General features: G+C 65.4%; 14 protein-coding genes. 1 reads left to right on the forward strand and 13 read right to left on the reverse strand.

What is annotated here, in order from left to right; all coding sequences use genetic code 11:
* Positions 1-136: 136 nt before the first annotated feature.
* From bamE to ENJ19_10760, 10 genes are all read right to left on the reverse strand, one after another.
* Positions 137-583, reverse strand: a complete 447-nt coding sequence (gene bamE, locus ENJ19_10715) for an outer membrane protein assembly factor BamE (protein HHM06197.1) — start codon at positions 581-583, stop codon at positions 137-139.
* Between the two features lie 24 nt (positions 584-607).
* A complete protein-coding gene (locus ENJ19_10720) occupies positions 608-7,255 on the reverse strand; it encodes a DUF11 domain-containing protein (protein ID HHM06198.1) in 6,648 nt (2,215 codons plus the stop codon).
* Positions 7,256-7,363: 108 nt separating this feature from the next.
* The gene (locus ENJ19_10725) at positions 7,364-8,035 is read right to left on the reverse strand and encodes a hypothetical protein (GenBank protein ID HHM06199.1); all 672 of its coding nucleotides are present in this window, start codon (positions 8,033-8,035) and stop codon (positions 7,364-7,366) included.
* 148 nt (positions 8,036-8,183) lie between these two features.
* Complete coding sequence (locus tag ENJ19_10730; GenBank protein ID HHM06200.1) at positions 8,184-9,125, reverse strand: diguanylate cyclase; 942 nt, start codon at positions 9,123-9,125, stop codon at positions 8,184-8,186.
* A gap of 118 nt (positions 9,126-9,243) precedes the next feature.
* Positions 9,244-11,058 carry a HAMP domain-containing protein gene (locus ENJ19_10735; GenBank protein HHM06201.1) on the reverse strand — a complete coding sequence of 605 codons (1,815 nt, stop codon included), beginning with the start codon at positions 11,056-11,058 and terminating at the stop codon, positions 9,244-9,246.
* A complete protein-coding gene (locus ENJ19_10740) occupies positions 11,055-12,335 on the reverse strand; it encodes a hypothetical protein (GenBank protein ID HHM06202.1) in 1,281 nt (426 codons plus the stop codon). Before ENJ19_10740 ends, ENJ19_10735 begins: the two co-directional genes overlap by 4 nt.
* A 257-nt stretch (positions 12,336-12,592) precedes the next feature.
* Positions 12,593-14,644 (reverse strand): methyl-accepting chemotaxis protein, encoded by a 2,052-nt coding sequence (locus ENJ19_10745; GenBank protein HHM06203.1) that lies wholly within the window; start codon positions 14,642-14,644, stop codon positions 12,593-12,595.
* 336 nt (positions 14,645-14,980) lie between these two features.
* Positions 14,981-16,261 carry a glutamate-1-semialdehyde-2,1-aminomutase gene (hemL, locus tag ENJ19_10750; protein ID HHM06204.1) on the reverse strand — a complete coding sequence of 427 codons (1,281 nt, stop codon included), beginning with the start codon at positions 16,259-16,261 and terminating at the stop codon, positions 14,981-14,983.
* 174 nt (positions 16,262-16,435) lie between these two features.
* Complete coding sequence (locus tag ENJ19_10755) at positions 16,436-17,122, reverse strand: thiamine phosphate synthase (protein HHM06205.1); 687 nt, start codon at positions 17,120-17,122, stop codon at positions 16,436-16,438.
* Positions 17,113-17,925, reverse strand: coding sequence for a hydroxymethylpyrimidine/phosphomethylpyrimidine kinase (locus tag ENJ19_10760; protein HHM06206.1), 813 nt, complete (start codon positions 17,923-17,925; stop codon positions 17,113-17,115). Before ENJ19_10760 ends, ENJ19_10755 begins: the two co-directional genes overlap by 10 nt.
* Before the next feature lie 177 nt (positions 17,926-18,102).
* Here ENJ19_10760 and ENJ19_10765 point away from each other — a divergent pair, with 177 nt between their 5' ends.
* Complete coding sequence (locus tag ENJ19_10765) at positions 18,103-18,255, forward strand: rubredoxin (protein ID HHM06207.1); 153 nt, start codon at positions 18,103-18,105, stop codon at positions 18,253-18,255.
* 43 nt (positions 18,256-18,298) lie between these two features.
* Here ENJ19_10765 and ENJ19_10770 read toward each other — a convergent pair whose 3' ends face one another.
* From ENJ19_10770 to ENJ19_10780, 3 genes are all read right to left on the reverse strand, one after another.
* Positions 18,299-19,051: a PepSY domain-containing protein gene (locus ENJ19_10770; protein HHM06208.1), complete on the reverse strand. Its 753-nt coding sequence runs from the start codon at positions 19,049-19,051 to the stop codon at positions 18,299-18,301.
* On the reverse strand, positions 19,048-19,395 hold the full coding sequence (locus ENJ19_10775; protein ID HHM06209.1) for an FMN-binding protein: 348 nt from the start codon (positions 19,393-19,395) through the stop codon (positions 19,048-19,050). The genes ENJ19_10770 and ENJ19_10775 overlap by 4 nt, the downstream gene beginning before the upstream one ends.
* A gap of 206 nt (positions 19,396-19,601) precedes the next feature.
* The gene (locus ENJ19_10780; GenBank protein ID HHM06210.1) at positions 19,602-20,756 is read right to left on the reverse strand and encodes a porin; all 1,155 of its coding nucleotides are present in this window, start codon (positions 20,754-20,756) and stop codon (positions 19,602-19,604) included.
* Positions 20,757-21,421: the final 665 nt, after the last annotated feature.

Raw genomic sequence — 21,421 nt, forward strand, 5'->3', positions numbered from 1 at the left:
ACCTGTTTGATTGCCGCCCGCGAAATACGGGCGCCATTGTGCGAAATGGCTGGTATTTCGCGGGCTCGCATTGACTTGCGCCAATGGCGGCACATCCCTGTGCCGCGCTATTAACCCGACAATCCTAATTGCCGGGTTAATAGTGATTAGTGGCACCGTCCGGCGGCGCCTGCCAACTTTGCACCAGGCCGAAGGTGAATGTCACGTAAGGCCCGGCCAACCTGGCGTCGGAATAATACCAATGCTCCACCGCGCCCTTGCTTTGGGCCACGGGCTCACCCAGCAGGCGCCGCACTTTCTTGGGACTCATGCCAATGGTGAGCCGTTCCCACGGCCCCGGCGCCCGGGACGTCGCCGGCGGCGGGACAGCGGCAGCACCCCCTTTTTCTTCCAGACGCTGCAAGCGCGCCTCCAGGGCCTGGACCCGCGCGCTCAGAACCTGGACCTGCTGCGCCAGGCTGGGGGCGTCCTCACCGGCAGCGAGGCCGCACAGCGGCGCCGCCAGCAGCCAAAGACCCGTTAATGCCCCAGTGATGCTTTTGTTCATGACACCCTCCCCCCGCTGGCGAAAAATGGCGGCCATCTTAGCACGCTCCGACGGCGCGGCTCAGTAAGTACCCTGCAAGCGGATGAACCAGCCCTGCACCGAATACTCGTTGTCCGAAAATTCATTGTCGGAAAAATCGGTGAAGTTATAACCACCGCCCAGGCGCAGATGGTCCATGGCTTTCCAGGCCACTTCAGTGAGCCAGCCCTGGCGCTGATCCTTCGCTTCCTGTTGCCGCAACAGGCGGTACTCCAGGCCCAGATCGATCCGGGGCCGGATCTCAACATTGAGCCGGTTGAGGGACAACCAGGTGGTGGTGGTGATGGCAGGATAGGCGGCCGACGCTTCTTCCCGGATCCGCCCCGCCAGCTTGTCCACCCATTCCAGGCGCGGCGTGAGCTGCCAGGACCATTCCAGGGAGGCCACGTCCATGCGCACGGTCTGGGCCTCCACACCTTCCAGGTTCTGCGGCCGCTGGTCCGACAAGCGGGTGTAGCGGGCCAGGGCGTTGAAGCGGTCGTGGGCCACGGGGCGGTAGGCCAGGCCGATGCTGTGCTCGTTGAATTCCGCCGCCGTGGCGCCGCTTCGCAGGTCACGGGTGAGGCTGTAGCGCAGCTTCACCAGCACCGTGTAGTCGGGGTTGAGTTTGATCTCCAGGTGGTTGCTGGTGAGAAACTGCTTGTGCGACTGCGCCCCCCATTCCCGCCGCAGTTCGTTGTGGCTGCGTGCCTTGAGGCCCCGGGGCGCGGCATAGCTCAGCCGGCCGGCGAGGCTGTAGTGCTTGCTGTCCCCGGCCGGGCCGCCGCGGCTGCCCAGCTCGGCGCCGAGCTGGAAGCGCAGCCCTTCCGCCAACCGCCAGCTTTGGTCCGCCCCCAGCAACGAGGTGGAACGGTCGCCGTCGGCGGCCTGCTCCCACTGGTATTCGCTGTAGACCTTGCCGCGCCGGTTGATGGGGGTGGCGCCACCGGCGATGGTGGTGAGGCTGTCGCGTCCCTGGCGGTCCTGCAGCAGGCGTTCGGTCAGATAGAACCGGCTGCCGTCGGCGTCGAAGGCCACACCCAGTTCCCCCCCCGCGCCGCGGCTGCCCCGGGTGGCCTTGGCGCCCAGCCGCCAGCGCTCGGACAGGCGGTAGCGGGCGCCCACGGTGCTTTGGTCGTTGTCCGGGCCGTTGAGGGTGGCCTGGTGTTCCAATGAGGCGCTGAGGCGCTCGCTGAACTGGCGCTCCAGCCCGGCGGCGGCGGTGGTGCGCCCGGGACCGCTGGTGCTGCTGCGGGACTGGACTTCGCCCGTGGCACGCCAGCGCCCGCCCCGGTGTTCCCATTGCACGGTGGAGCTGGTTTCACTGCCGCTCTCGGTGGCGGCCAGGCGCTCGCTGCGGTCATGGCGGGCGCGCAGGGTGTCCGTCCCGGTCATTTTCAGGCGGGCGTGCACGCCGCTTTTTTCCGTGGCCGCCTCAGGGCTGCTGCCGCTGGCGCTGAAACCCTCCTCCAGCCGCTTGATGTAGCCACCCAGGCGCAGCCGGCCGGGCTGACCGAACCAGCGCCCGGCATCCGCCTCCAGGCCCAGCTTCCAGGCCCGGCCGCTGTCTTCCGCCGCTGCCGGCCGCTGGGTGAAACTGAGGCCGCCGTCCTCGCTGACAAACACCTCGCCCGCGGTGCCCCGGCTTTGGGCCACTTCCGCTGTAACGCGGGTGCCCGGGCCCAGACGCAGCTCGCCGTCCACCCCCTGCAGCTGGTATTCCCCTGCCGCCAGTTCGTCCTGCACCGCGGTGGCACCCAGGGTGACGTGCTCCCCCAGGGCCTTGCGGGCCCGGGCGCCGTAGGCGCTTTTCTCGAAAAAGTCCACCCGGGTCTCGTAGTCCACCTCGATGTATACCGGATTGCCCCCCAGCAGGTCCTCGTCCACCAGCTGATCATCGGTCTCCACGCTGGCCACCGGCCCGCTGAACAACAGCCGCCCCTCGGCGTATTTGATCTCATAATCCTCGTTGCGCCGGAGGCTGCGGCGGGAGCGGGGCAGGCCGGTGTTTTTGTCCCGCACCACGATGCTGATTTGTTCACTGCCTTCGATCACATCCCGGTGGCTGAGGTAGTAGAGGGAACCGCCGGTGGCGCGCAATTCGTCCCGCACCGGCGCCTGGCGCGCCTCGGCGCCGAACACCAGCACTTCCGTGTCGGCCCTGCCGTCGGCGGCACGGGCCAGGCTGCGGTAGTGCAGGCGGGCGCCATACACCGTGCGGCGGTAGGCAGCCAGCTCGGTGTCTGCCAGGGACAGGGCGAAATTGCCCACCAGGGCGTTGATCTCCTCGCTTTCCACAGCGAGGTAAAACTTGCCCTGGGATTCGGTATCGTAGACCAGGGTGGAGGCATCGCCATAGACAGGATAGAGCTTGTCCGGATCCAAGTTGGTGAGCAGCCGGTCTTGCCCGGTGCTGTCCAGATCCTGGAACAACCGGCCCGGTTCACCGCTGCCGGTGTCCAGAGCCGAGGTGATGAGATATTTGCCGGCGATCACCCCCTTGAGGTAGTAGGCCAGCCGCCCCTCAGCGTAAAACTCCGAGGCGCGCTCCATGCCGGCGCCGGCCAGGTAGCCCTTGCCCTTGAGCTGGCCGAACTTGCCATCGGCGAAGGCCAGCAGAAACAACTGGGTGTCCTTCACCTCCACCTCGCGTTCGATGCGGGAGCGGTAGCCGTCACCGTCCACGGCCTCGATCATGAGGTGATTCCTGCCTTTTTGCAGGGACACGGTATGGGTGAAACGGCCGTCGCCCTGCACCGCCACCGGCTGGCCGTTGATGTCCACTTTGCCGCCGGGATCGGTGGCCCCGCTCAACACCAGCAGCGGCGTGGTCAACGGCACGCCTTCCGGTGGCAGTTTCACCTCCAGCAGGGGACGCGGGGTGGTCATGAGCAGCAGCCCGCCCTCATCGTCCCGCTCCCGCACCACCACCCGCAGATCAATAAAGCGGGTATAGCCGTGGGCGCCGCGCACCATCAGGGTGAAGAGATTGCCCCCCCGGCGCAGCTTCAGATCCAGACTGAAACGGCCGTCGTCCGCCACCGCCACGGGCACATCGTCCAGATACACCCCGTTGCCGGGATCGGTGCGGCCGTGCAGACGGTAGCCCATGACCACCTGATCGGGGGCCGCCGCGGCCAGGGCGGCGCTGTTCAGGGCGAAATAGCCGAATTCATTGTCCCTGGCCCCCAGGGGCAGATGCACCGGGCGCAGGTCCAGTTCCAGGGCCGGTACCGGCAGCGTGGTCTCCACCCCCCGGCCCTGCACCCCGGTCATGGCCAGATGCAGACGCTTCTTCCCCGGCGGCAACTCGGCGTTGAACAGCCCGGAGCGCTCCACCGCCACCGCCGCGCCGTCCAGTTGCACCGCCGGCCCGGTGCGGTAATGGTCCAATAGCTGGGCCCGGTCCACCTTGCCCACCGAGCCCCTGATCTCCACCCGCCGGTTCAGCGCCCGGCCCTCCTCGGTGCTGTTGCTGGCCACCGGCCGGTCGGGGCCGAACCAGCGTACGATGACCCGAGCCCTGGGCACCCCCAGCACCTCAGTAAGATAAGCGGCCGCCATCCGGGCCCGCTGCTCGGAGATGCGCAGATTGGCCTGCCGGCCGCCCAGCCGGTCGGCATGGCCTTCCACCACCACCTGTTCCCGGGGATAGCGCTGCATGAGTTCCGCCGTCTGGCGCAAGGCGGCCTTGGCGCCTTCGCTGAGCCGGGCGGAGCCGAAGTCGAAGGCATCGCCGGTGAGATTCAAGGCAATGGCCGAGCTGCGGTTCACCCCCAACAGCCGCCGGGCGCTGTAGACGCGGCTGCCGTCGGCCAGCTCCAGCACCAGCTGGTACTGGTACACCCAGCCGCCGATCACCAGGCCGCCGCGGCGGTCGCGGCCGTCCCACTGGATCACCGGCGGCGGCACGCCTTCTCCTGCCAGCGCCCGGATCAGCACCTCATCGGGAGAGTAGATATTGAGCCGCCAGCGCGCCACTTCCACCCCGCTGCCGTGCCAGCGGGTGGCGAAGCGCACCGGCGCTTTGAGCCCGTCGCTGTCGATGTGGACCACCGGATCCAGGGATTCGCTCTGCATCCGGATGGCTCCGGCGGGCAGGTCCACAGCGAAGCCGTTGACCAGCAGGGTGTAGGTCTCGGTGCTGCCGAACACACTCACCGGCTTCTCCGTGCCGGCCGCCTCGGCGGCCAGGCCGTAGCGGGCCGGACGGCCCCCGGCCCGCAGCTCATCGTGCTCGTATATCACCCCGAAATTGGCCTTGGCCAGCAGCCCCGGCGTGACCGACACCACCACCGTCTCGCCGCTGGTGATTTCCGCTCCGGGCGCCAGGGCCCGGGCATTGATCTTGAGCAGCCGCTGGCCCGGCCTGACCGCCGGGAAGTGATAGCGGCCGTGCTCGTCGGTGAGGACGTAGGTGCCTTCGTCCAGCACCACCATGGCGCCGGCCACGCCGGGCTCGCCGGGGTCCTGCCGGCGGTTGCGGTTGCGGTCCAGGTAGACCTTGCCGAGAATAGTGCCCAGATCGAACAGGGGATCCAGCGCCACCGTCACCTTGGCGTCGGCGCTGTTGGAAATTTCGCAGCCTTCGCACACGTCCACCGCCACCGCCTGGTTGAGGTAGTCCCGGGGCGTGGCGCCCGCGCCCACCACCAGCTGGTACGTGAGGCTGACGTAACCGGCCTCACCGGGATCGGCCTCGCCGTTGCCGTTGGTGTCCACCAGAGCGGGGACGGTACCGATGGCGAAGCTGCGCCGCTGCACCCCCTCGGGGTCGGCCAGGGGCGCGCCGTTCAGCCGGGCCGAGCCGGCCAGGTATTTGAAGTTGGGAGGCAACCGGTCCAGCAACCGCACCTGCACCACGTCTTCTCCGGTGGTGTTTTTGATGTCCACCCGGTAGGTCACCACCTCGCCCACTGTCACCTCGTTCTTGTTGGCGGTTTTGCTAATCTTGAGCACCTGCCCCTGGGTGAAGTACACCGTGGCCCGGGCGGTAAGCACGATGCCGTCGGTGACGTCCTCGGCGCTGACGCTCACCACGCCCGGGGTGGTGGAGCGGATGGCGCCGGCGGCCTCGCCATTGCTGTCAGTGGCCGCGGCGGGCTGGGTAAGGGTGTCCAGGGTGCCCCGGTCGGAGCTGAAGCGCACGGTCTTGCCCGCCACCCGGCCGCCCTGGGTATCGATGAGGGTGGCGCCCAAAGTGGCGGCGGCCTTCCCGTCGACCACCACGATGTCCGGTTCGGCCACCACCAAAGAGGCGTCCGGGTCCACCGCATAGACCACTGCCACGGTGAGGCTGTTGGCATCCAGCGTATCGCCATCGGCATCCCCGGCGCTGGCGGCCTGGGCGGCCACTGGCGTGGCGGCATCGTCCACGGTCACAGCGAAATCACCGCTGCCGGCGGTGGCGGGGGTGGCGGCGGTGAAGGCCAGGTGCACATTGGCGGAGGCGGTGTGGCGGCTGCCCAGCACCAGGTTCAGCTCCGCACCGCTGGCGGTGGCGCAGTATTCACCGGCGCCGGGACTGGGGCAGTTGGCCGCCAGCGGCGTGCCGGCGGCGCGGAGGGCCGTGGCCGCCAGAGCGCCGTAGCCCGCCGGGGCGGTGAGAGTAATGCGGTCGAAGCCGCTGTCGGCGGGGCCGATCTGGGGCAAGAGATCCATGGCGAAGGGCTGGGCGCCTTGCCCCGCCACCACTTCTGTAGGGTCGATCTCGGCGCTGAGCGCCGTGACGGCATTGGGGTTGTCGTTGTCCTGGATGGTGTAGACATGCTGGCCGGTGGCCCCCAGCACAGCATTGCCGGGATTGCTCAACACCAGCACCACGGTCTCGTCGCCCTCCAGGGCCGCATCGTCCACCACGGCAAGAGCGATGCTGGCGCTGGTCTCGCCGGGGGCGAAGCTCAGGGTGCCCGCCGCCAGGGTGTAATCCTCCCCGCCGCCGGTAGCGGTGCCGGCAGCGTCCAGGGCGTAGTCCACGGTGACGCTCTGGCTGCTGGCCGGCGTCAGGGTGACAGCGATCTGGGCCGGGGTCAGGCCCTCGTCCCCGGCACTGCTGGCGGCGGCGAAAGCCACGCTGGGCAGTACGGCGACAGTGAGCCCGTCGGCGCTGCCCGCCGCCACCGCCTGGGCCGGGTAGCTGGTGGCGCTGTCGGCCACCGTGCCGCTGAAGGCGGCACTGGCCAGGGTGGCGGGGGGGATGGCGGTAAAAGCCAGTTGCAAGGCGGTGGCGTCTGTCGTCACTTTGCTGCCCAGGGCCACCGTCAGGGTCTGACCGGCCACCGTGGCGCAGTACTCGCCGGCACCCGGGCTGGGGCAGTTGGCCGCCAGGGCCGCACCCCCCACTTGCACCCCGGTCACACTGAGGGCGCTGTAGCCCGCCGGAGCAGTGAGGGTGAGGCGGTCGATGCCGCTGTCACCGGCGCCCAGGGTGGGCAGCACGTCGTAGGTGAAGGCAGTGCTGGCAGCAGCGGCCACGGCGAGGGGGGCGATTGCCGCGCTGGCGGCGCTCACCGCGGGAGGGATGGCGGTGACGGTCAGGGCACCGGAGGCCTGCAAGGTCAGCGCGCCGCCGCCGGGATCGGTGGCCTCATTGCTGGCCGAGCCGGCGGCGAGCGCCAGCGCGGACCAGGCTGTCACCAGCAGCGCCAGCCCGGCCGAGTTAAGCGTTGTCCCGCGCGCGCGTCTTGCCAATCTTCCGTCCGGCCCAACACCCCGGTACGGACCACCCTGCTCCCGGCGCCCGGCGCCGCGATGGCCACCCCGCCCTGCCGGCCCGCTGCCGGGCCACGGCGGGGAGGTTTATTTTTTGTCTGCTTCGAACAGCAGCGCGTAGCTGCTGTGGGGCGGCAGGCTCACGGTCTGGTTGGCCTGGCCACTGACGGCGCCCACGGTGATGGTGGCGCCCACTTTGGAGGCGAAATCGTCCGGCCCGCCCAGGGCGTCGCTCTGGGCGCTGCCGCCGTCGGCCGCGGCGAACAAGGCCGCAGCGGTGGCGCTATCGGCCTGGCTGCCGTCCACCCGCATCGAGCCGGTGATGTAGCTGAAACCGGTGGCGGATTCATCCAGCACGTCCTGGAAGCGAACGTCGGACAAGGTCAGATCACTGGTGTTTTTCACGAAAATGAGAAATTTGAGCCGGGTTCCGGCATTGACGCTGACCGCACTGACCCCGCCACCACATGCAGCATCGGCCGGGCTGCCGGCCAGGCAGGTGCCGGCGGTGTCGTAAACCTGCTTGGTCAGGCCCAGCACGGCGCCGCTCACCGTGACCGCGCCGGAAGCGGCCAGCTCGGTGGCACCGCCGGCGAGATTGTCGCTGCTCAGCGTGGCGGCCCAAACCGGCCCGGCAGCGCCCGGCCAGCCGCCGGACAAGGCCAGACACAGCAGTCCGGGTGTTCTGATTTTGCTGATGTTTCCTACTGTTTTCACTGCTCTTCCGGGCCGGGGCTGGGCTATGTCGCCGGGCAAAATCGGGCCTTGTTCGTTCTTTTTTTGTTATCGGCCCGAAATCTCTCAGATTTACCGGCCGTGAGGGGCTGGCTTTCGCCCTTCGGGCACGGCGAGGGGAACATACAGGTAAGGGGGAAGACGATGGAAAAATGGCAGCCCCGGGCTGCGCTCAGGCGCACACCCGGTCGCGGCCGCCGTGCTTGGCCTGATACAAGACTTCGTCGGCCCGCTTGAGGATTTCCCGGGCGTCGCGCCCGTCCTCGGGATAGCTGGCCACGCCCATGCTCACGGTGACGCGGCCCGAGGGTTGGCTTTCGCGGCCGGCGAAGGGGTGTTCGGCGATTTCTCTGCGGATGCGCTCCGCCAGTTCCCGGGCGCCGGCCTTGTCGGTTTCCGGCAGCAGGATGACAAACTCCTCCCCGCCGTAGCGGGCGGCGAGATCGGATTTGCGCAGCCACCGCTGCAACATCTCGCTCACCCCCCGCAGCAGCTCATCCCCGGTGGGATGGCCGTGAGTGTCGTTGTAGGTTTTGAAATAGTCCACATCGAGAAACACCAGGGAAAATTGATGTCCGCCGCGGTGGGAACGGGCCACTTCCACCGCCAGCCGCTCCTGGAAGTAACGGTGATTGTACAAGCCCGTGAGACCGTCCCGGATGGCCAGTTCCCGGAGCACCTGGTTGACGGCTTCCAGCTCCTGGTTGTAGCGCTTGAGTTTTTCCACCAGCACCCGGTTTTCCACCACCAGGCGCACTTTGTCCGCCGCCCGCGCCACCACGGCGGAGATGAGATTGAGATCTTCGAAGGGCTTGATGAGGTAGTCATAAGCACCGGCCCGCAGGGCCGTGACCGCGGAATCCAAAGAAGCGTGGCTGGTGATGATGATCACCTGGGTTTCCTCCTGCATGGCCTTGATGCGCTCAAGCAGGGTGATGCCGTCCATGCCCGGCATGCGGATGTCGGAAATCACCACCGGATAAGGATCGGCCCCGAAGGCGGCCAGGGCCTCTTCGGCGGTGGCAGCCGTGGTGACGGGGTAGCCGTCGTCGGTGAGCACTTCGGACAGCACCTCGCGCAGGCTTTCCTCATCGTCCACCACCAAGATTCGCATGCGTTCTTTCATTCCCCTGTGGTCTCCACGGCCGCAGCCTGGCCCGTCCTGGACCCATTGTAGTGATATGGTCGTCCGCAACCGGTATGGCTTTAATCCTGGCGCTGCCCCGCGGGCCTCAGGCCCGGGGCAGGATCAGCGTGAAGGTGGCGCCCTGGCCGGGCCGGCTGGTCACTTTGATATCCCCCTCGTGATCGCGCACGATGCCGTAACTCACCGACAGCCCCAGGCCAGTGCCCTGACCCACCTGTTTGGTGGTGAAGAAAGGCTCGAAAATCTGGGCCTGGATATCCTCGGGCATACCCGGCCCGTCGTCCTGCACGGTGATGACGATGCGGTCATCGCCCAGCGGGGCAGTGCTGACCGTGACCGTGCCCGGCTCACCGTCCATGGCCTGCTGGGCGTTGATCATGAGGTTCATCAGGACCTGCTGAATCTGATTGCCGTCGGCCATGATGGGCGGCAGTTTCTCCGCCAGGTGTTGTTCCAGCCTGACACGGTTGAGGCCCAGCTGATGGGCGACGATGTCGCAGGCCGCCTCCACCACGGCGTTAACGTCGATGCGTGCCTTGACCGCTTTCTCCCGCCGGGCGAATTTCATCAGGTTTTCAATGATGACCTTGCAGCGCTTGGTTTCTTTCTCAATCAGGGCCAGATGGCGCTTGGCCGGGCTGTCCTCATCTATTTTGCGCAAGGCCAGTTGGGCGTAGCCGAGAATGCCTGCCAGGGGGTTTTTCACTTCATGGGCAATGCCGGCGCTAAGCTGGCCAAAGGCGGACATTTTTTCCGACTGGATCAAAGCGGCCTGCGCCTTTTTCAGGGCGGCCTCACGCGCCTGCAACTCCGAGGTCATGCGATTGAAGGAGCGGGCCAGGGCACCCATTTCATCGTTGCTCCGCACCTCCACCTGCACGTCAAACCTGCCCTGCCCGACTTCCTGGGCGGCACGGGCCAGCGTGACCACGGGGCGGGTGATCTGGCGCGCCCACAGCAGGCTTAACAAGGCGGCAAGCAACAACAGGCCGACGGCCACCCCGGCCAGGTCGTCCAGCAACTCGCGCGCCGTGAGATAGGCCGTACTCTTGGGGATTTGCACCCCCAGCATCAGCCCCGCCGTGGCCACTTTGGCGAAGGCCCCAATCATCTCCGTGCCGGCACTGCGGAACTCCAAGGTGCTGGTGGCGGTTTGTCCCCACCGTTGCCCGCGCAAGCGCGCCTGGAGCTTCGCTGGCAGCCAGTCCGGCGACTTCAGCTGCAAGACATGGGCGGGGTCACGGTCAATGAGCACCTTGCCGGCACTGTCCAGCAGAAAGATCCGGAATACGCCGGAACGCCCGGCAATGCGCTGCAAAGCATCGAGGCGGATAAAAGCGGCCACGCTCACCGGCGCGGCCACATTGGGCAAGATGACAGGGCTGGTGAGCAACAGCGCCGGCAGCGCCTCACCAAGACCGGCGTTGAACACGCCGGTCGCAGCGCCAGCCTCCAGCGGGTACAGCCGCAATCGCACCGCGTCCAGGGCGGCAGGCGCCACGGCGACGTCGGCCAGAGCCCGCTGGTCATAAATGGTCGCCTGCTCCACCCCGTTCTCATAGAGCGTAATGGCGACGAATTCGCCGAAATCCTCGAACAGGCCGTTCAACAGGGCTGCTTTTTCCCGTTTGGGCAAGGCGGGGTCATACATCAACCGCCCGAACACCTGCACCCGCTCCTGGTAACCCTGCAGCAAGGCATTGGCTTCCTCCGCGGCATTGAGGGCCATGATGGCGGTGAGATCGTGGATGTATGCCTTTTTGTCGCTATGGAACAAATTGGCCATGGTGAAGGTGATGGCCCCCACCACCCCGGCAATCAGGAGCAGAGTGATCAACACGATCTTGAGGCGCAGCGGCAGGCGGACCCGGGCCTGTGCGGCACGCGGCGCCGCGCTCATGGGAACACACCCTTGATGCGCGCCGTGCGGAAACTCACATTGCCGGCCCGGTCCACGGCCTCCACCACCACCGTGTTCATGCCGGCCTGCAAGCTGAGAGTGGACTGAAAGCGGCCGTCCGCCGCCACCGTCACCGCCACCCCGGCCACGCGCACCTCCGCACCGGGTTCGGTGCGGCCGCCCAGGGGCCAGTCCGGCGCCGTGGCCAGCGCGGCGAAATCCAGCTTCAAGGGCGGCGGCTCGGTATCGCGCACCAGGCGCAGGCGGCGCACCGGGCCGAAATCGCTCTCCAGCCAGTCATCCACAGCCTGGGCGCGCCAGTAGTAATCACCGGCTCTGAGGTTGCCATGGACGAACCGGGGCTGGCTCAGCCGGGCATCCACCACCCGGTCCTGAAAATCAACATCCCGGGCCAGCTGGAAACGATAACCTTCGGCTGCATCACTCGCCCGCCAGCGGAAGGTCACCCGGGGCGGCAATTCGCGATAATCGTAGCGCTGCCCGTCCGGGGGCGCCTCCGGCTGGGGTGGCGGCGGAGCAGTGCGCCGCGCGAGGCCGTTCCCCGCAGCAGTGAGCGTGGCGGACTCGTGGGTCTCCACCCGCACCCGCTCGCCCCCTGCAGCGACAATATCCGCCGCACCCCGGGTGACGGTGATGACCGAGCTTTGGTCCGGGTTCACCCGGATATTGAATTCCGTATCCTCCCTGGCGGTCGCCGCCGTAATGGCCGCCTCGCTGCCCGCCGTAGCCACCTTGATCTGCACATCCCCGCCCGCGTCTTTGGCGATGCGACCACTCAACTCGCCCTCCACCATCATGGAAAACGCCCGCCGCCTGCGGAAGATGGGATCGGCTTCCAGACGGCGGATCACCACCAGAGAATTCTCCCCCAGACGCAGCCGGGTGTCGGGGTCAAACTCAATCACCGCGGCGGCAGCTTCAAAAGTCTGCACCGCGTCGCGGTCCCGCAACAGCTCGCCCTGCCGGGCCCGGCGCCAGGCCAAAGCACCGGCGGACTTGAGCATCACCCCCTTGCGGGTCTCCGCGAGTACGGCAACGACTTGCCCGCTGTCACGCAAACGCGCCCGCTTGCCGTCAGCACTCACCACTATATCCCGCCGCGTCCGGCTGCCGGCAGCGGTGGGGCTTTCTGCGCGAACCAATTGCCCGAAACCCGTGCCATGGGGAAAAAACTCATCGAGCATCTTCAGCAACAGCCAGGCAAAACCCAGCATCAGGGCGAGCACGAGCACCGTCTCCACCGACCCCGTCAACATGGATTTGAGCCGCTCCAACATCCCGGAAAAAGACCGATTCTCAAAGAATTCGCGACCACCGCGCCTTATACGTTCTCGGATCCCGGGAGACTGTTCTTTAACGGATCAGAGCGTCGCGCCGTCAGGACTTGGCGCGAAAATGGGGGGGCAGGAAAAAAGAGTAAAAAAGGGGTCTGACCCCTTTTATTTGACCCCTTTTATTACCCCTTTTATTGACCCTTTTACTAATAGTGCCATTCGGGGCGAACCCCTTTTTATTATGTTTTGAACTGCTTGACCATCCCCTGCAGTTCGGCGGCCAGATCGGCCAGTTCCTCGCTGGACCGGGATGCCTGGCAAGCGCCTTCCGTGGTCTCCGCAGCCATGTCGGTAATCGTGACGATGTTTTTGTTGATTTCCTCGGTGACCACATGTTGCTCTTCGGCGGCACTGGCGATCCGGGAGCTCATTTCACTGATGCTTTCCACCGCGCTGGAAATCGAGTGCAGGGATTCACCGGCCCGGGCGGCCTTCTGCACCACCGTCTGCGTCAGATCGCGGCTCGCGTTCATCACTTCCACCGCGCGCTTGGAACCGGCCTGCAGACGTTCGATCATGCTGTTGATTTCCTCGGTCGATTCCTGGGTCCGGCCGGCCAGGGTGCGCACCTCGTCGGCCACCACGGCGAAACCACGACCCTGTTCACCGGCACGCGCCGCCTCGATGGCGGCATTGAGCGCCAGCAGATTGGTCTGCTCGGCAATGCCGCGAATCACGTCCAGCACGGCACCGATGCTGTCGCTGTCAGACTCCACGGTATGAATCACCTCGGCGGCACTTTCGATTTCTCCTGCCAGCCCCTGAATCGCCGAAACCGTCTCGTCCACCACCTGGCGCCCGGCCCGGGTTTCCATGTTGGCGGCATCGGCAGCGCTGGCGGTATCAGCGATATTCTTTGCCACGTCCTGCACTGTGGCGTTCATTTCGTTGATGGCCGTGGCGACCTGTTCGGTCTGAGAACGCTGCTCATCCATGGTCCTGCGGCTTTGCTCGGTCACCGCCGACAGCTCCCCGGAAGAAGCAGCCACCTGATCGGCCGAGGAAGCCAGACGGGTAATCACAGCCGAAAAAGCAGCCGCCACCTGATTGAAGCTGTCACTGACCGTTTTCATCTCGTCCCGCACCGACACCTCCACCCGGGTACCCAGTTCTCCCCCGGCAAGCCGGCGGGCGCCCTCGGCAATTTTCCGGATACTGTCGACCACACCCAAGTAGAAACCACCGAACAGCAACAGCATCACCAGCAGCGTCATCAGCGCCGCTGCCAGAAAATAAATCTCCCGGTTTTGTTTCTGTTCCACCCGGGATGCCAGCAAGTCGCTCAGTGCCGGCAGCGCTGCATCATACAGAGTGAACCCCGCCCCAATGGCCTCAGTGCCCGCAGTGAACAGCTTGTCGGCGGATATGGAAATCGCGTCACTGTGCAAAATTTCCGTATCAAGCAGTTTCAGGAAACGGTGGCCCTTTTGTACGCCGTCTTGATCCAGCCCCTTAAGGCGCGCGCCGATCCCGCGATTCTGCTCCACACTTACTGCCAGTGCCGATTCAAGCCGGCTGGTGCCACTGGTGATGCGATCTTCCAACACCGCCAGGCGTGCATTCTGTTGCACCGAAATGCCTCCCTTGGCCGCCACGCCGGCACCCAGGCCCCGCGCCTGTCCCATGTCGTTGGTCAGTGCCGGCAGGATGTTGACCACCGTTTCCATGAGATAGAAGCTGTCCAGTTCCGGGTCCCGAATCAGATTGGAAGTATCCGCCACGTGCGCCACCAGATCGATGAGCCCCTCGATCAGTTCCGAATGAGCGCGGAAACTGTCCGTTGCCGCCATTTCCAGGTTGCGCGCGCGAAGCTGCTGCCAGCCCACCTTCAGAGCGCTAAATTTTGCGCTGGCGCCCAGGACACTATCGAGGCGCTGATCCACCGCTTCCAGTGCGGCGAAATCCGCCTCAACCTGCTTGCCCTTGGCAATGACCTTCTGGCGAAAACTCTCATCGCCATTGAGATACGCGAAACTCATGCCCCGATGCTGTGGCACATGCTCGAGCAATGGCCGCACCGCCTCGATGTATTCAATTCCCCGGCGTTCCTGCTCCAGAAAACCGATGTCCGCATTGATCTCCTTGAACAACAGCCAGCCCGCCACCAGCAGGGGCAGCGTAAAAAGGAGAAAAATCAGCATGAACTTGTGCGCGTAGCCCAAGCGGCCCATGATGCGCGCGGCCGGGCCGACGAAGGGGAACGAAAAGGATTGCCCTGTGTCTGTTTCCATAGCTGGTTTATCGATCCATCTGATTTCGTGCCTGAGTCTGTTGGTCCCATTTTCGGCAGTTTTTCAGGGAAACTTTAGCCGCATGTTTAAAAAAGAGAAAAAGGGGTCAGAGCCCTTTTCAGACCCCTTTTCCCCCTTTCTCCGGGCGCCCGGAAGGCATCCAGGCGTTGGCGGGATTCTATTTTCCGCTCAGGCGTGGCTGGCAGTGCGCCCTGCCCGGCTGCGGTGCTGTCCCACGGGTTATTGATGAGTCCGACCCGTTGCGGCGAGAGGAAGTCGTTCCAGCTTTGCAGTCATTCCGACGCTTGGCGTCAGGCATTATGTATAAAGCACTTCCTACAATCCCGACAATACCTGCTCTGCTGACACCAGGGTCTCTTTGATTTCCTGGCTGCCATGGGCGCCGGATACGAAGCCCGCCTCGTAAGCCGACGGCGCCAGATACACCCCTTGCTCCAGCATGCCGTGGAAGAACAGTTTGAACCGCTCAATGTTGCACTGGGTGACCTGGGCGAAGTTTTGTACCTCGCTGTCTTCGGTGAAGAACAGGCCGAACATGCCACCGACGTGGTTTTCGGTCATGGGGATGTCGAAGGCCCGGGCGCGGGTAACGAAACCTTTGGCCAGTTTTTCGGTGCGGGCGCTTAAGTCCTCATAGAACCCGGGTTTGGATATTTCGTTCAAGGTGGCCAGCCCCGCTGCCATGGCGACGGGGTTGCCGGACAGGGTGCCAGCCTGGTAGACGGGGCCCAAGGGCGCGATGTGTTCCATGATGTCTTTGCGGCCGCCGAAGGCGCCCACGGGCATGCCGCCGCCGATGACTTTGCCCAGGGTGGTGAGGTCGGGCTTGATGCCGTAGCGGGCCTGGGCGCCGCCGAGGGCCACGCGGAAGCCGGTCATGACTTCGTCGAAAATCAACATGCTGTCGTATTGGTCGCACACGCGGCGCAAACCTTCGAGAAAGCCGGGCACGGGGGGCACACAGTTCATGTTGCCGGCCACGGGTTCGACGATGATGCAGGCGATCTGTCCGCCCAGTTGGGCAAACACTTCTTCCACTTGATCCAGGTCGTTGAAATTCAGCGTGAGGGTGTGCTCGGCCAGGGCGGCGGGCACGCCGGGGGAGGTAGGCACGCCCAGGGTGAGGGCGCCGGAGCCGGCTTTGACCAGCAACGAGTCGGCGTGGCCGTGGTAGCAGCCTTCGAATTTGACGATTTTGTCCCGCCCGGTGAAGCCGCGCGCCAGGCGGATGGCGCTCATGGTGGCTTCGGTGCCGGAGTTGACCATGCGCACCATTTCGATGGAGGGCATGATCTCGCAAATCTTGTCGGCCATGTCAATTTCAATGGCGGTGGGGGCGCCGAAGCCCAGGCTGTTATCCACCGCGGCCTTCACCGCTTTGATAACCGCCGGGTGGTTATGGCCCAAAATCATGGGGCCCCAGGAGGCGACATAGTCGATGTAGCGCTTGTCGTCTTCGTCGATCAAATACGGCCCTTCGGCACGTTTGAAAAACACCGGTTCGCCGCCCACGCCCCGGAAGGCACGCACGGGTGAATTGACGCCGCCGGGGATGTGGTGTTGTGCGCGTTGGAAGAGGTCGTGTGAACGGGTCATGGTGGCTCCTTAAATTGAAGAAAATGAAACGTCCGCCCCGGATCGGGGGTGTTGTGATGCTGTAATATCTTCTACCACTCAGGCATGGTGTGCACAGGGACGGGCTGAGGACGACGTGCTTGAAGTCTGTTCGGGTTTCGAGTGTTTCACCCCAACGCTTCCCGGGGAAGGGGGTCAAGCCTCCGTGTTCTTTGTGCCTCTGTGGTGAGGTAAGTTCTGCCGCGTCGCTTCGCCGTCAAACAGTGCGGCGATGTTGCGCGCCGCGGTGTGTACGTCGGTTTGGCCGAACACGCCGTCGATCACCGCCAGCAGGTCAGCGCCCGCTTCGATCAGTGCCGCGCCGTTTTGTGCCGTAATGCCGCCGATAACGGCAATGGGCAGGGCAAGCCGGCGCCGCGCTTCGCGCAGCAGGTCGATATCAGCCTGCACGGCTTCCGGTTTGGTGCGGGAGGGGTAGAAGCGGCCGAAGGCCACGTAGTCCGCTCCCGCTTCCGCCGCCATGAGGGCGCGAGGGAGCTGATTGTAGCAGGACAGGCCGATGATGGCCCCGGCACCCAGGCGGGCGCGGGCTTGGGGCAGCGCGGTGTCGTTCTGCCCCAGGTGTACGCCGTCTGCCTGGATGCGGGCGCAGAGATCCACGTCGTCGTTGATGATAAAGGTCGCACCGCGTTTGTGGCACAGGTTCAGCAGCACGCGGGCCTGGGCTTCCCGCTGCGCTGGCGGTGAACTTTTGTCGCGGTATTGAATGGCCCGTGCCCCCCCTTGCAGGGCGGCGGCGACAAGGCCGGACAGTTGGTCCGCCGGGATGAGGGCGGTGTCGGCGATGGCGTACAGTCCCCGCCGCCAGTCTCTCACGAGCAGCCGTCCTCCTCTTCTTCCAGGGTCCAGTAGAGGCGGTTGGGCAGGTGTTGGCCCATGCCCACGCGGGCGCCGTTGAGCAGGGTCTCCCAGGTGTATTCCTGGGCTTCCAGCACGGCGGAGACCGGGTCCAGGCCCTGGGCGAGCAGGCCAGTGAGGCTGGCGGCCAGGGTGCAGCCCGAGCCGTGGTAGGTGTGGGGCAGTCGCTCCCAGGTGTAGTTTTCCAGCTGGCGGTGACTGCCGTAGAGCACGTTGACCACGTCCGGGGTGCGTTCGTGGGTGCCGGTGATGAGCACGTATTCGCACCCGGCCTCCAACAGCTCCTGGGCGCAGGCTTCCAGGCTGTCAGCTTCCGAAGCCATGGCGCGGGCTTCGTGGCTGTTGGGGGTGAGCACGGTGGTCAGGGGAAACAGCAGCGACACCATGGCTTCGATAACGTCATCGTCGGCCAGGGCGCCGCCACCGCCGGCGAACAACACCGGATCCAGCACCACGGGCACGTCAGGGTAGTCCATTAAAACGGAGTGCACGGCTTCGACGTTTTCCACGCAGCCCAGCATGCCCACTTTGAATGCGGCCACCGGCATGTCTTCCAGCACCGCGCGCGCCTGTTCCACCACCAGGGTGGCGTCCACGCAGGAAAAGCCCATCACCCGCTGGGTGTCCTGCACGGTGATGGCGGTGACCACCGGCGCGGGGTGGCAGCCCATGCTGAGCAGGGCTTCGATATCCGCCTGCACGCCGGCACCGCCGGTGCTGTCACCACCGGAAAAAACCATCACCACCGGGGTTTGCTGTTCGCTCATGGAGGTCTCCAAGGGGGGGAATGGGGCTGGGCGCCATACCGTTGGCTTGGGGCATTCTAGCACCGTTTGCCCTTTTGTCACGGCGCCCCCCGTGCGACAATGCGCGCCCTGAATTTTAGCTGAGAAATGAGGTGAGTCGTGGCAGAAACAGGGCAGGACCAGCCGTATCGAAAATACATGTGCGTGATTTGCGGTTTCGTTTATAGCGAGGCCGAAGGCCGGCCGGCGGAAGGCATCGCGCCGGGCACGCGCTGGGAGGACGTGCCCGAGATTTGGACCTGTCCTGACTGCGGCGCCAGCAAAGACGAGTTTGAGATGGTGGCGACCTGAATGCCACGCTGCCAGCCGGGTGCTGTTGACCGGCAGCGGGTGATTACTTTCTTTTGCGCCGGGCCCAGTGCCACACGCCGCTGATAGCCAGGCCGAGCATCAATATGGCAGCAGTGTCCATCACGTATCCCCCATGGCGGCCGAAGATCCGGCCGCTGTGGAGGTCCAACAGCACCCGTTCCAGATCCAGGCCCTCCCCGCGTTGGGCCCGGGCCAGGCGCTGGCTTAAGGGCGCGGGCGGAGCGGTGGGGACGGCCCAGCTTATGCCCGCCGTGTCCAGGCGTTGCCAGCTCAGATAGCCGTCATCGCTGGTGAAGTTACCCCGTGACGTGCCGGCCACGGCGCGCCGGTCGGTATTGTTCCCCAGCCTGGTTACGCTGCCCCCCAGCGTTTCCACCGTGTCCAGGCGTTCTATCAGTTCCCCGTCGTCGGTGAGCAGCACCAGGCTTCCGGCGCTGGCGGCCAAAATGACGCCATCGGCCGCCACGGCCCCCAGCAGGGGGGCGGCCAGGGTGGCGGCGGGCTGATCGTCAACATAGATCTGATCTCCCAGCTGGCTGATCCAGTGTGTCCCGGCGCGAAAGCTTTGCGGCGCCGCGGCATGGATGCCGTACCAGTCCAGCAGCCAGGCCCAGGCCACCGTCCGTTCTTTGAGACGCCAGTCCTCGCTGTGGTTCAGGGTGAGACCGGTGGTGGCCAGCACCACCACCAGGGCGGCGGCGGTGAGACCGAAATAGCGGTGCCACAGAAAGACGGAACGCAGGCGGATGCCGTGGTGTTTCCGGCGCCGGTTCATGGCAGCTCGCCGGCAAAATACAGGGCCAGGGCAGCCAGGCGGGTCAGCGCCCGCACCGAGAGGGTGGCCCCAGAGACGCCGTCAATGGAACGGTCCAGGCGGGTGCCGTTCAGGCGGGCGCCCTTGAACTGATCGGTGAAAAAAGGATGGCGCACTTCGTCGCCCCGGCTCTCCCGGTAGATCAGTACGCTCAGGCGCAGGAGCCGGCCGTTTTCCACCACCAGCCCCACGGTGATGGGCTGCTCCTTGCCGGTCTCTTCCAGGATCCAGGCCGAGCGGCCGTTCCGCGGCCAGTAGCGCACCCGCAACGCGCCCAGCTTGTGGCCCAGGATTTCGCGCACCATGGGGCGCCGCTTTTTGGTGATCCACAGAACCTTGGGTTTGGGCGGCCGGCCGTCGAAGACCTGATCCAGGAAAGCCGCCGGGGCCAGGTGCACCACGTCGGCAGCGGCCGGGGCTAGCTCAAGCGCAAGTCCCAGAATCAGCGTGGCAAACAAAGCAAGGGGTACACCGGGTGCACCCCAAAATGCACGTTGGCGACATGCTGTCATCAGAAGTAATAACCCACACCCAGGTTGAAGCCGTCGTCATCGCCGGCGCCCCCCTGGTGCTGGAGGTCGGCTTTCAACACCACCTGTTCATGGGGCCAGAAGTTGACCCCCACATTGGTTTGCTTGTTCTCCGTATCCGCTGTGGAACCGGCTTCATTATCCCAGGCGCTGTAGCGGGCGAACAGGCCTACCTTGGGCGCTGGCTTCCACGACGGTTCCACGTACCAGCCATTTTGCTTGTTGCGGCCGCTGGCTTTGGGGTCGTTACCGTCCAGATTCCAGGCGGCGTACAGGGCGCGCAGGCCAAACGGACCCTGGTTGATCACCGCGTGCACTTCGTAAAGCGTGGCGCTTACGTCTTTGGCACCCTGGGTGATGTCTTCCTGGTATTGCACGCTGCCGGCGAGTTCCACGCCGGGCAAGCCGGTCCAGGCCAGCTTGGCGGTGTAGGCCAGGCTTTCGGCGCTGGCTTCGGCCACTTTCTGCCGGCCATTGCGGATTTTGTAGGCGCTGCTGCCGGTGGTGGGCACCTTGAGACCGGACGTCACAGCCACGTCATAGGCCAGACCCGGCGCCAGCTCGCCCGCCAAGCCCGCGCCCCCCTCCCACCAGGTGGTGGGGATGATGTTTTTTTCCACCGGGTTGCGCTCCGCGCCATAAAAGGTGGGCGGTTCATGGGTTTCGTTGAGAATGCCCACGGGCACCAGGAACAACCCCCCGCGAACACGGAATTGATCCGTTATGTCGAACTCGACGACGGCCTGCTCCAGTTCCACCGCGCCGGGACCGGAGCCGTTGTCGGTGTCCTCCGCCAGGGCATGCTCCAGCTCCAACTCACTGGCAAAGCGGATGCGGTCGGAAAACCGGTGGCCGAAAAACAGCACGAAGCGGTGAAAATCGAGTTCGCTGCCGCTGTCCAGATTGTTGTAGTGCAGTTCACCGTAGCCGCCGAGGGTGGAGGCATCGGCGCTGTGGCCATGGTCGGTGCCGCTGCCCTGCTCTTCCAGCAGGGTGACGGTAGCATCCAGCTGGCTGCGAAGTTCCTCGATTTCCCCCCGCAGATCCTCGATATCGCTGGCCAGTGCGCCGGGCGCGGCGGCAGCGCAAGCGGTGGCGATGCAGGCACTGGGGAACAGTTGTCGTAGTTGTTTCATGTTAGATCCTCCCGGGAAGTTCAGTTCGGGAGGTATTCTACATAACAAAAACACAAATAACAATCATTATCATTTGAGTTATTTTGCCGGGAACGGGCGCGGGGTCTGCCCGCGCCGCCTGGTGGGCGCTTCTCTCCAGCCGGAAGCCGTACCGGCGGGGCGGGAAGCCGGGTTCAAAGACCGGCGAGAGCGCCTGAGGTGTGGGCCTTGAACCCGGACGGGTCAGTGCTTTGCCTTTGGGGATCGGTGCTTCCCTCCTCGCGGCGGGTACCCTGGCCCTTGGGCTGACCGTTCCCCCTGCCGGGCCGGGAGGGGGGCATCCACCCCCACGTCAGCCCCCAGCCCGGGGCGCACCCCCAGTCACGGCGTGCATATCAGGCGTGGCGCGTAAATCGGGATAGGGGCGGCCGGGGAACCTGACCGGGCCCCTTCCACACCACCCGGCATGCGGGTTAGCGCCGGGCGGTCCGATAAGTTGAGGTCATGGCTTCGTTCGCTGTCACCAGCTTACGGGAGGACTTGCACCTCCAGGAGTGCGGCCGTGCCGGGCGATCGAGTAGGAGGCGGGGTCACCCCCGCCGTCCTCTCACACCACCGGACGTGCGGTTCCGCATCCGGCGGTTCATGAGACACACTGGAGTCGTCGCACCGTATCGAGCAGCGAC

This window comes from Gammaproteobacteria bacterium, from assembly GCA_011375345.1.
Taxonomy (GTDB): domain Bacteria; phylum Pseudomonadota; class Gammaproteobacteria; order DRLM01; family DRLM01; genus DRLM01.

What these genes read in the sequence shown, in the direction of transcription:
- ENJ19_10775 (HHM06209.1), bottom strand. Translation starts at nt 19,395, where the DNA reads ATGGTGCGCGAAATCCTGGGCCACAAGCTGGGCGCGTTGCGGGTGCGC.
- ENJ19_10765 (HHM06207.1), top strand. Translation starts at nt 18,103, where the DNA reads ATGTGCGTGATTTGCGGTTTCGTTTATAGCGAGGCCGAAGGCCGGCCG.
- ENJ19_10735 (HHM06201.1), bottom strand. Translation starts at nt 11,058, where the DNA reads ATGAGCGCGGCGCCGCGTGCCGCACAGGCCCGGGTCCGCCTGCCGCTG.
- ENJ19_10770 (HHM06208.1), bottom strand. Translation starts at nt 19,051, where the DNA reads ATGAACCGGCGCCGGAAACACCACGGCATCCGCCTGCGTTCCGTCTTT.
- ENJ19_10760 (HHM06206.1), bottom strand. Translation starts at nt 17,925, where the DNA reads ATGAGCGAACAGCAAACCCCGGTGGTGATGGTTTTTTCCGGTGGTGAC.
- ENJ19_10745 (HHM06203.1), bottom strand. Translation starts at nt 14,644, where the DNA reads ATGGAAACAGACACAGGGCAATCCTTTTCGTTCCCCTTCGTCGGCCCG.
- ENJ19_10740 (HHM06202.1), bottom strand. Translation starts at nt 12,335, where the DNA reads ATGTTGACGGGGTCGGTGGAGACGGTGCTCGTGCTCGCCCTGATGCTG.
- hemL (HHM06204.1), bottom strand. Translation starts at nt 16,261, where the DNA reads ATGACCCGTTCACACGACCTCTTCCAACGCGCACAACACCACATCCCC.
- bamE (HHM06197.1), bottom strand. Translation starts at nt 583, where the DNA reads ATGGCCGCCATTTTTCGCCAGCGGGGGGAGGGTGTCATGAACAAAAGC.
- ENJ19_10780 (HHM06210.1), bottom strand. Translation starts at nt 20,756, where the DNA reads ATGAAACAACTACGACAACTGTTCCCCAGTGCCTGCATCGCCACCGCT.
- ENJ19_10730 (HHM06200.1), bottom strand. Translation starts at nt 9,125, where the DNA reads ATGCGAATCTTGGTGGTGGACGATGAGGAAAGCCTGCGCGAGGTGCTG.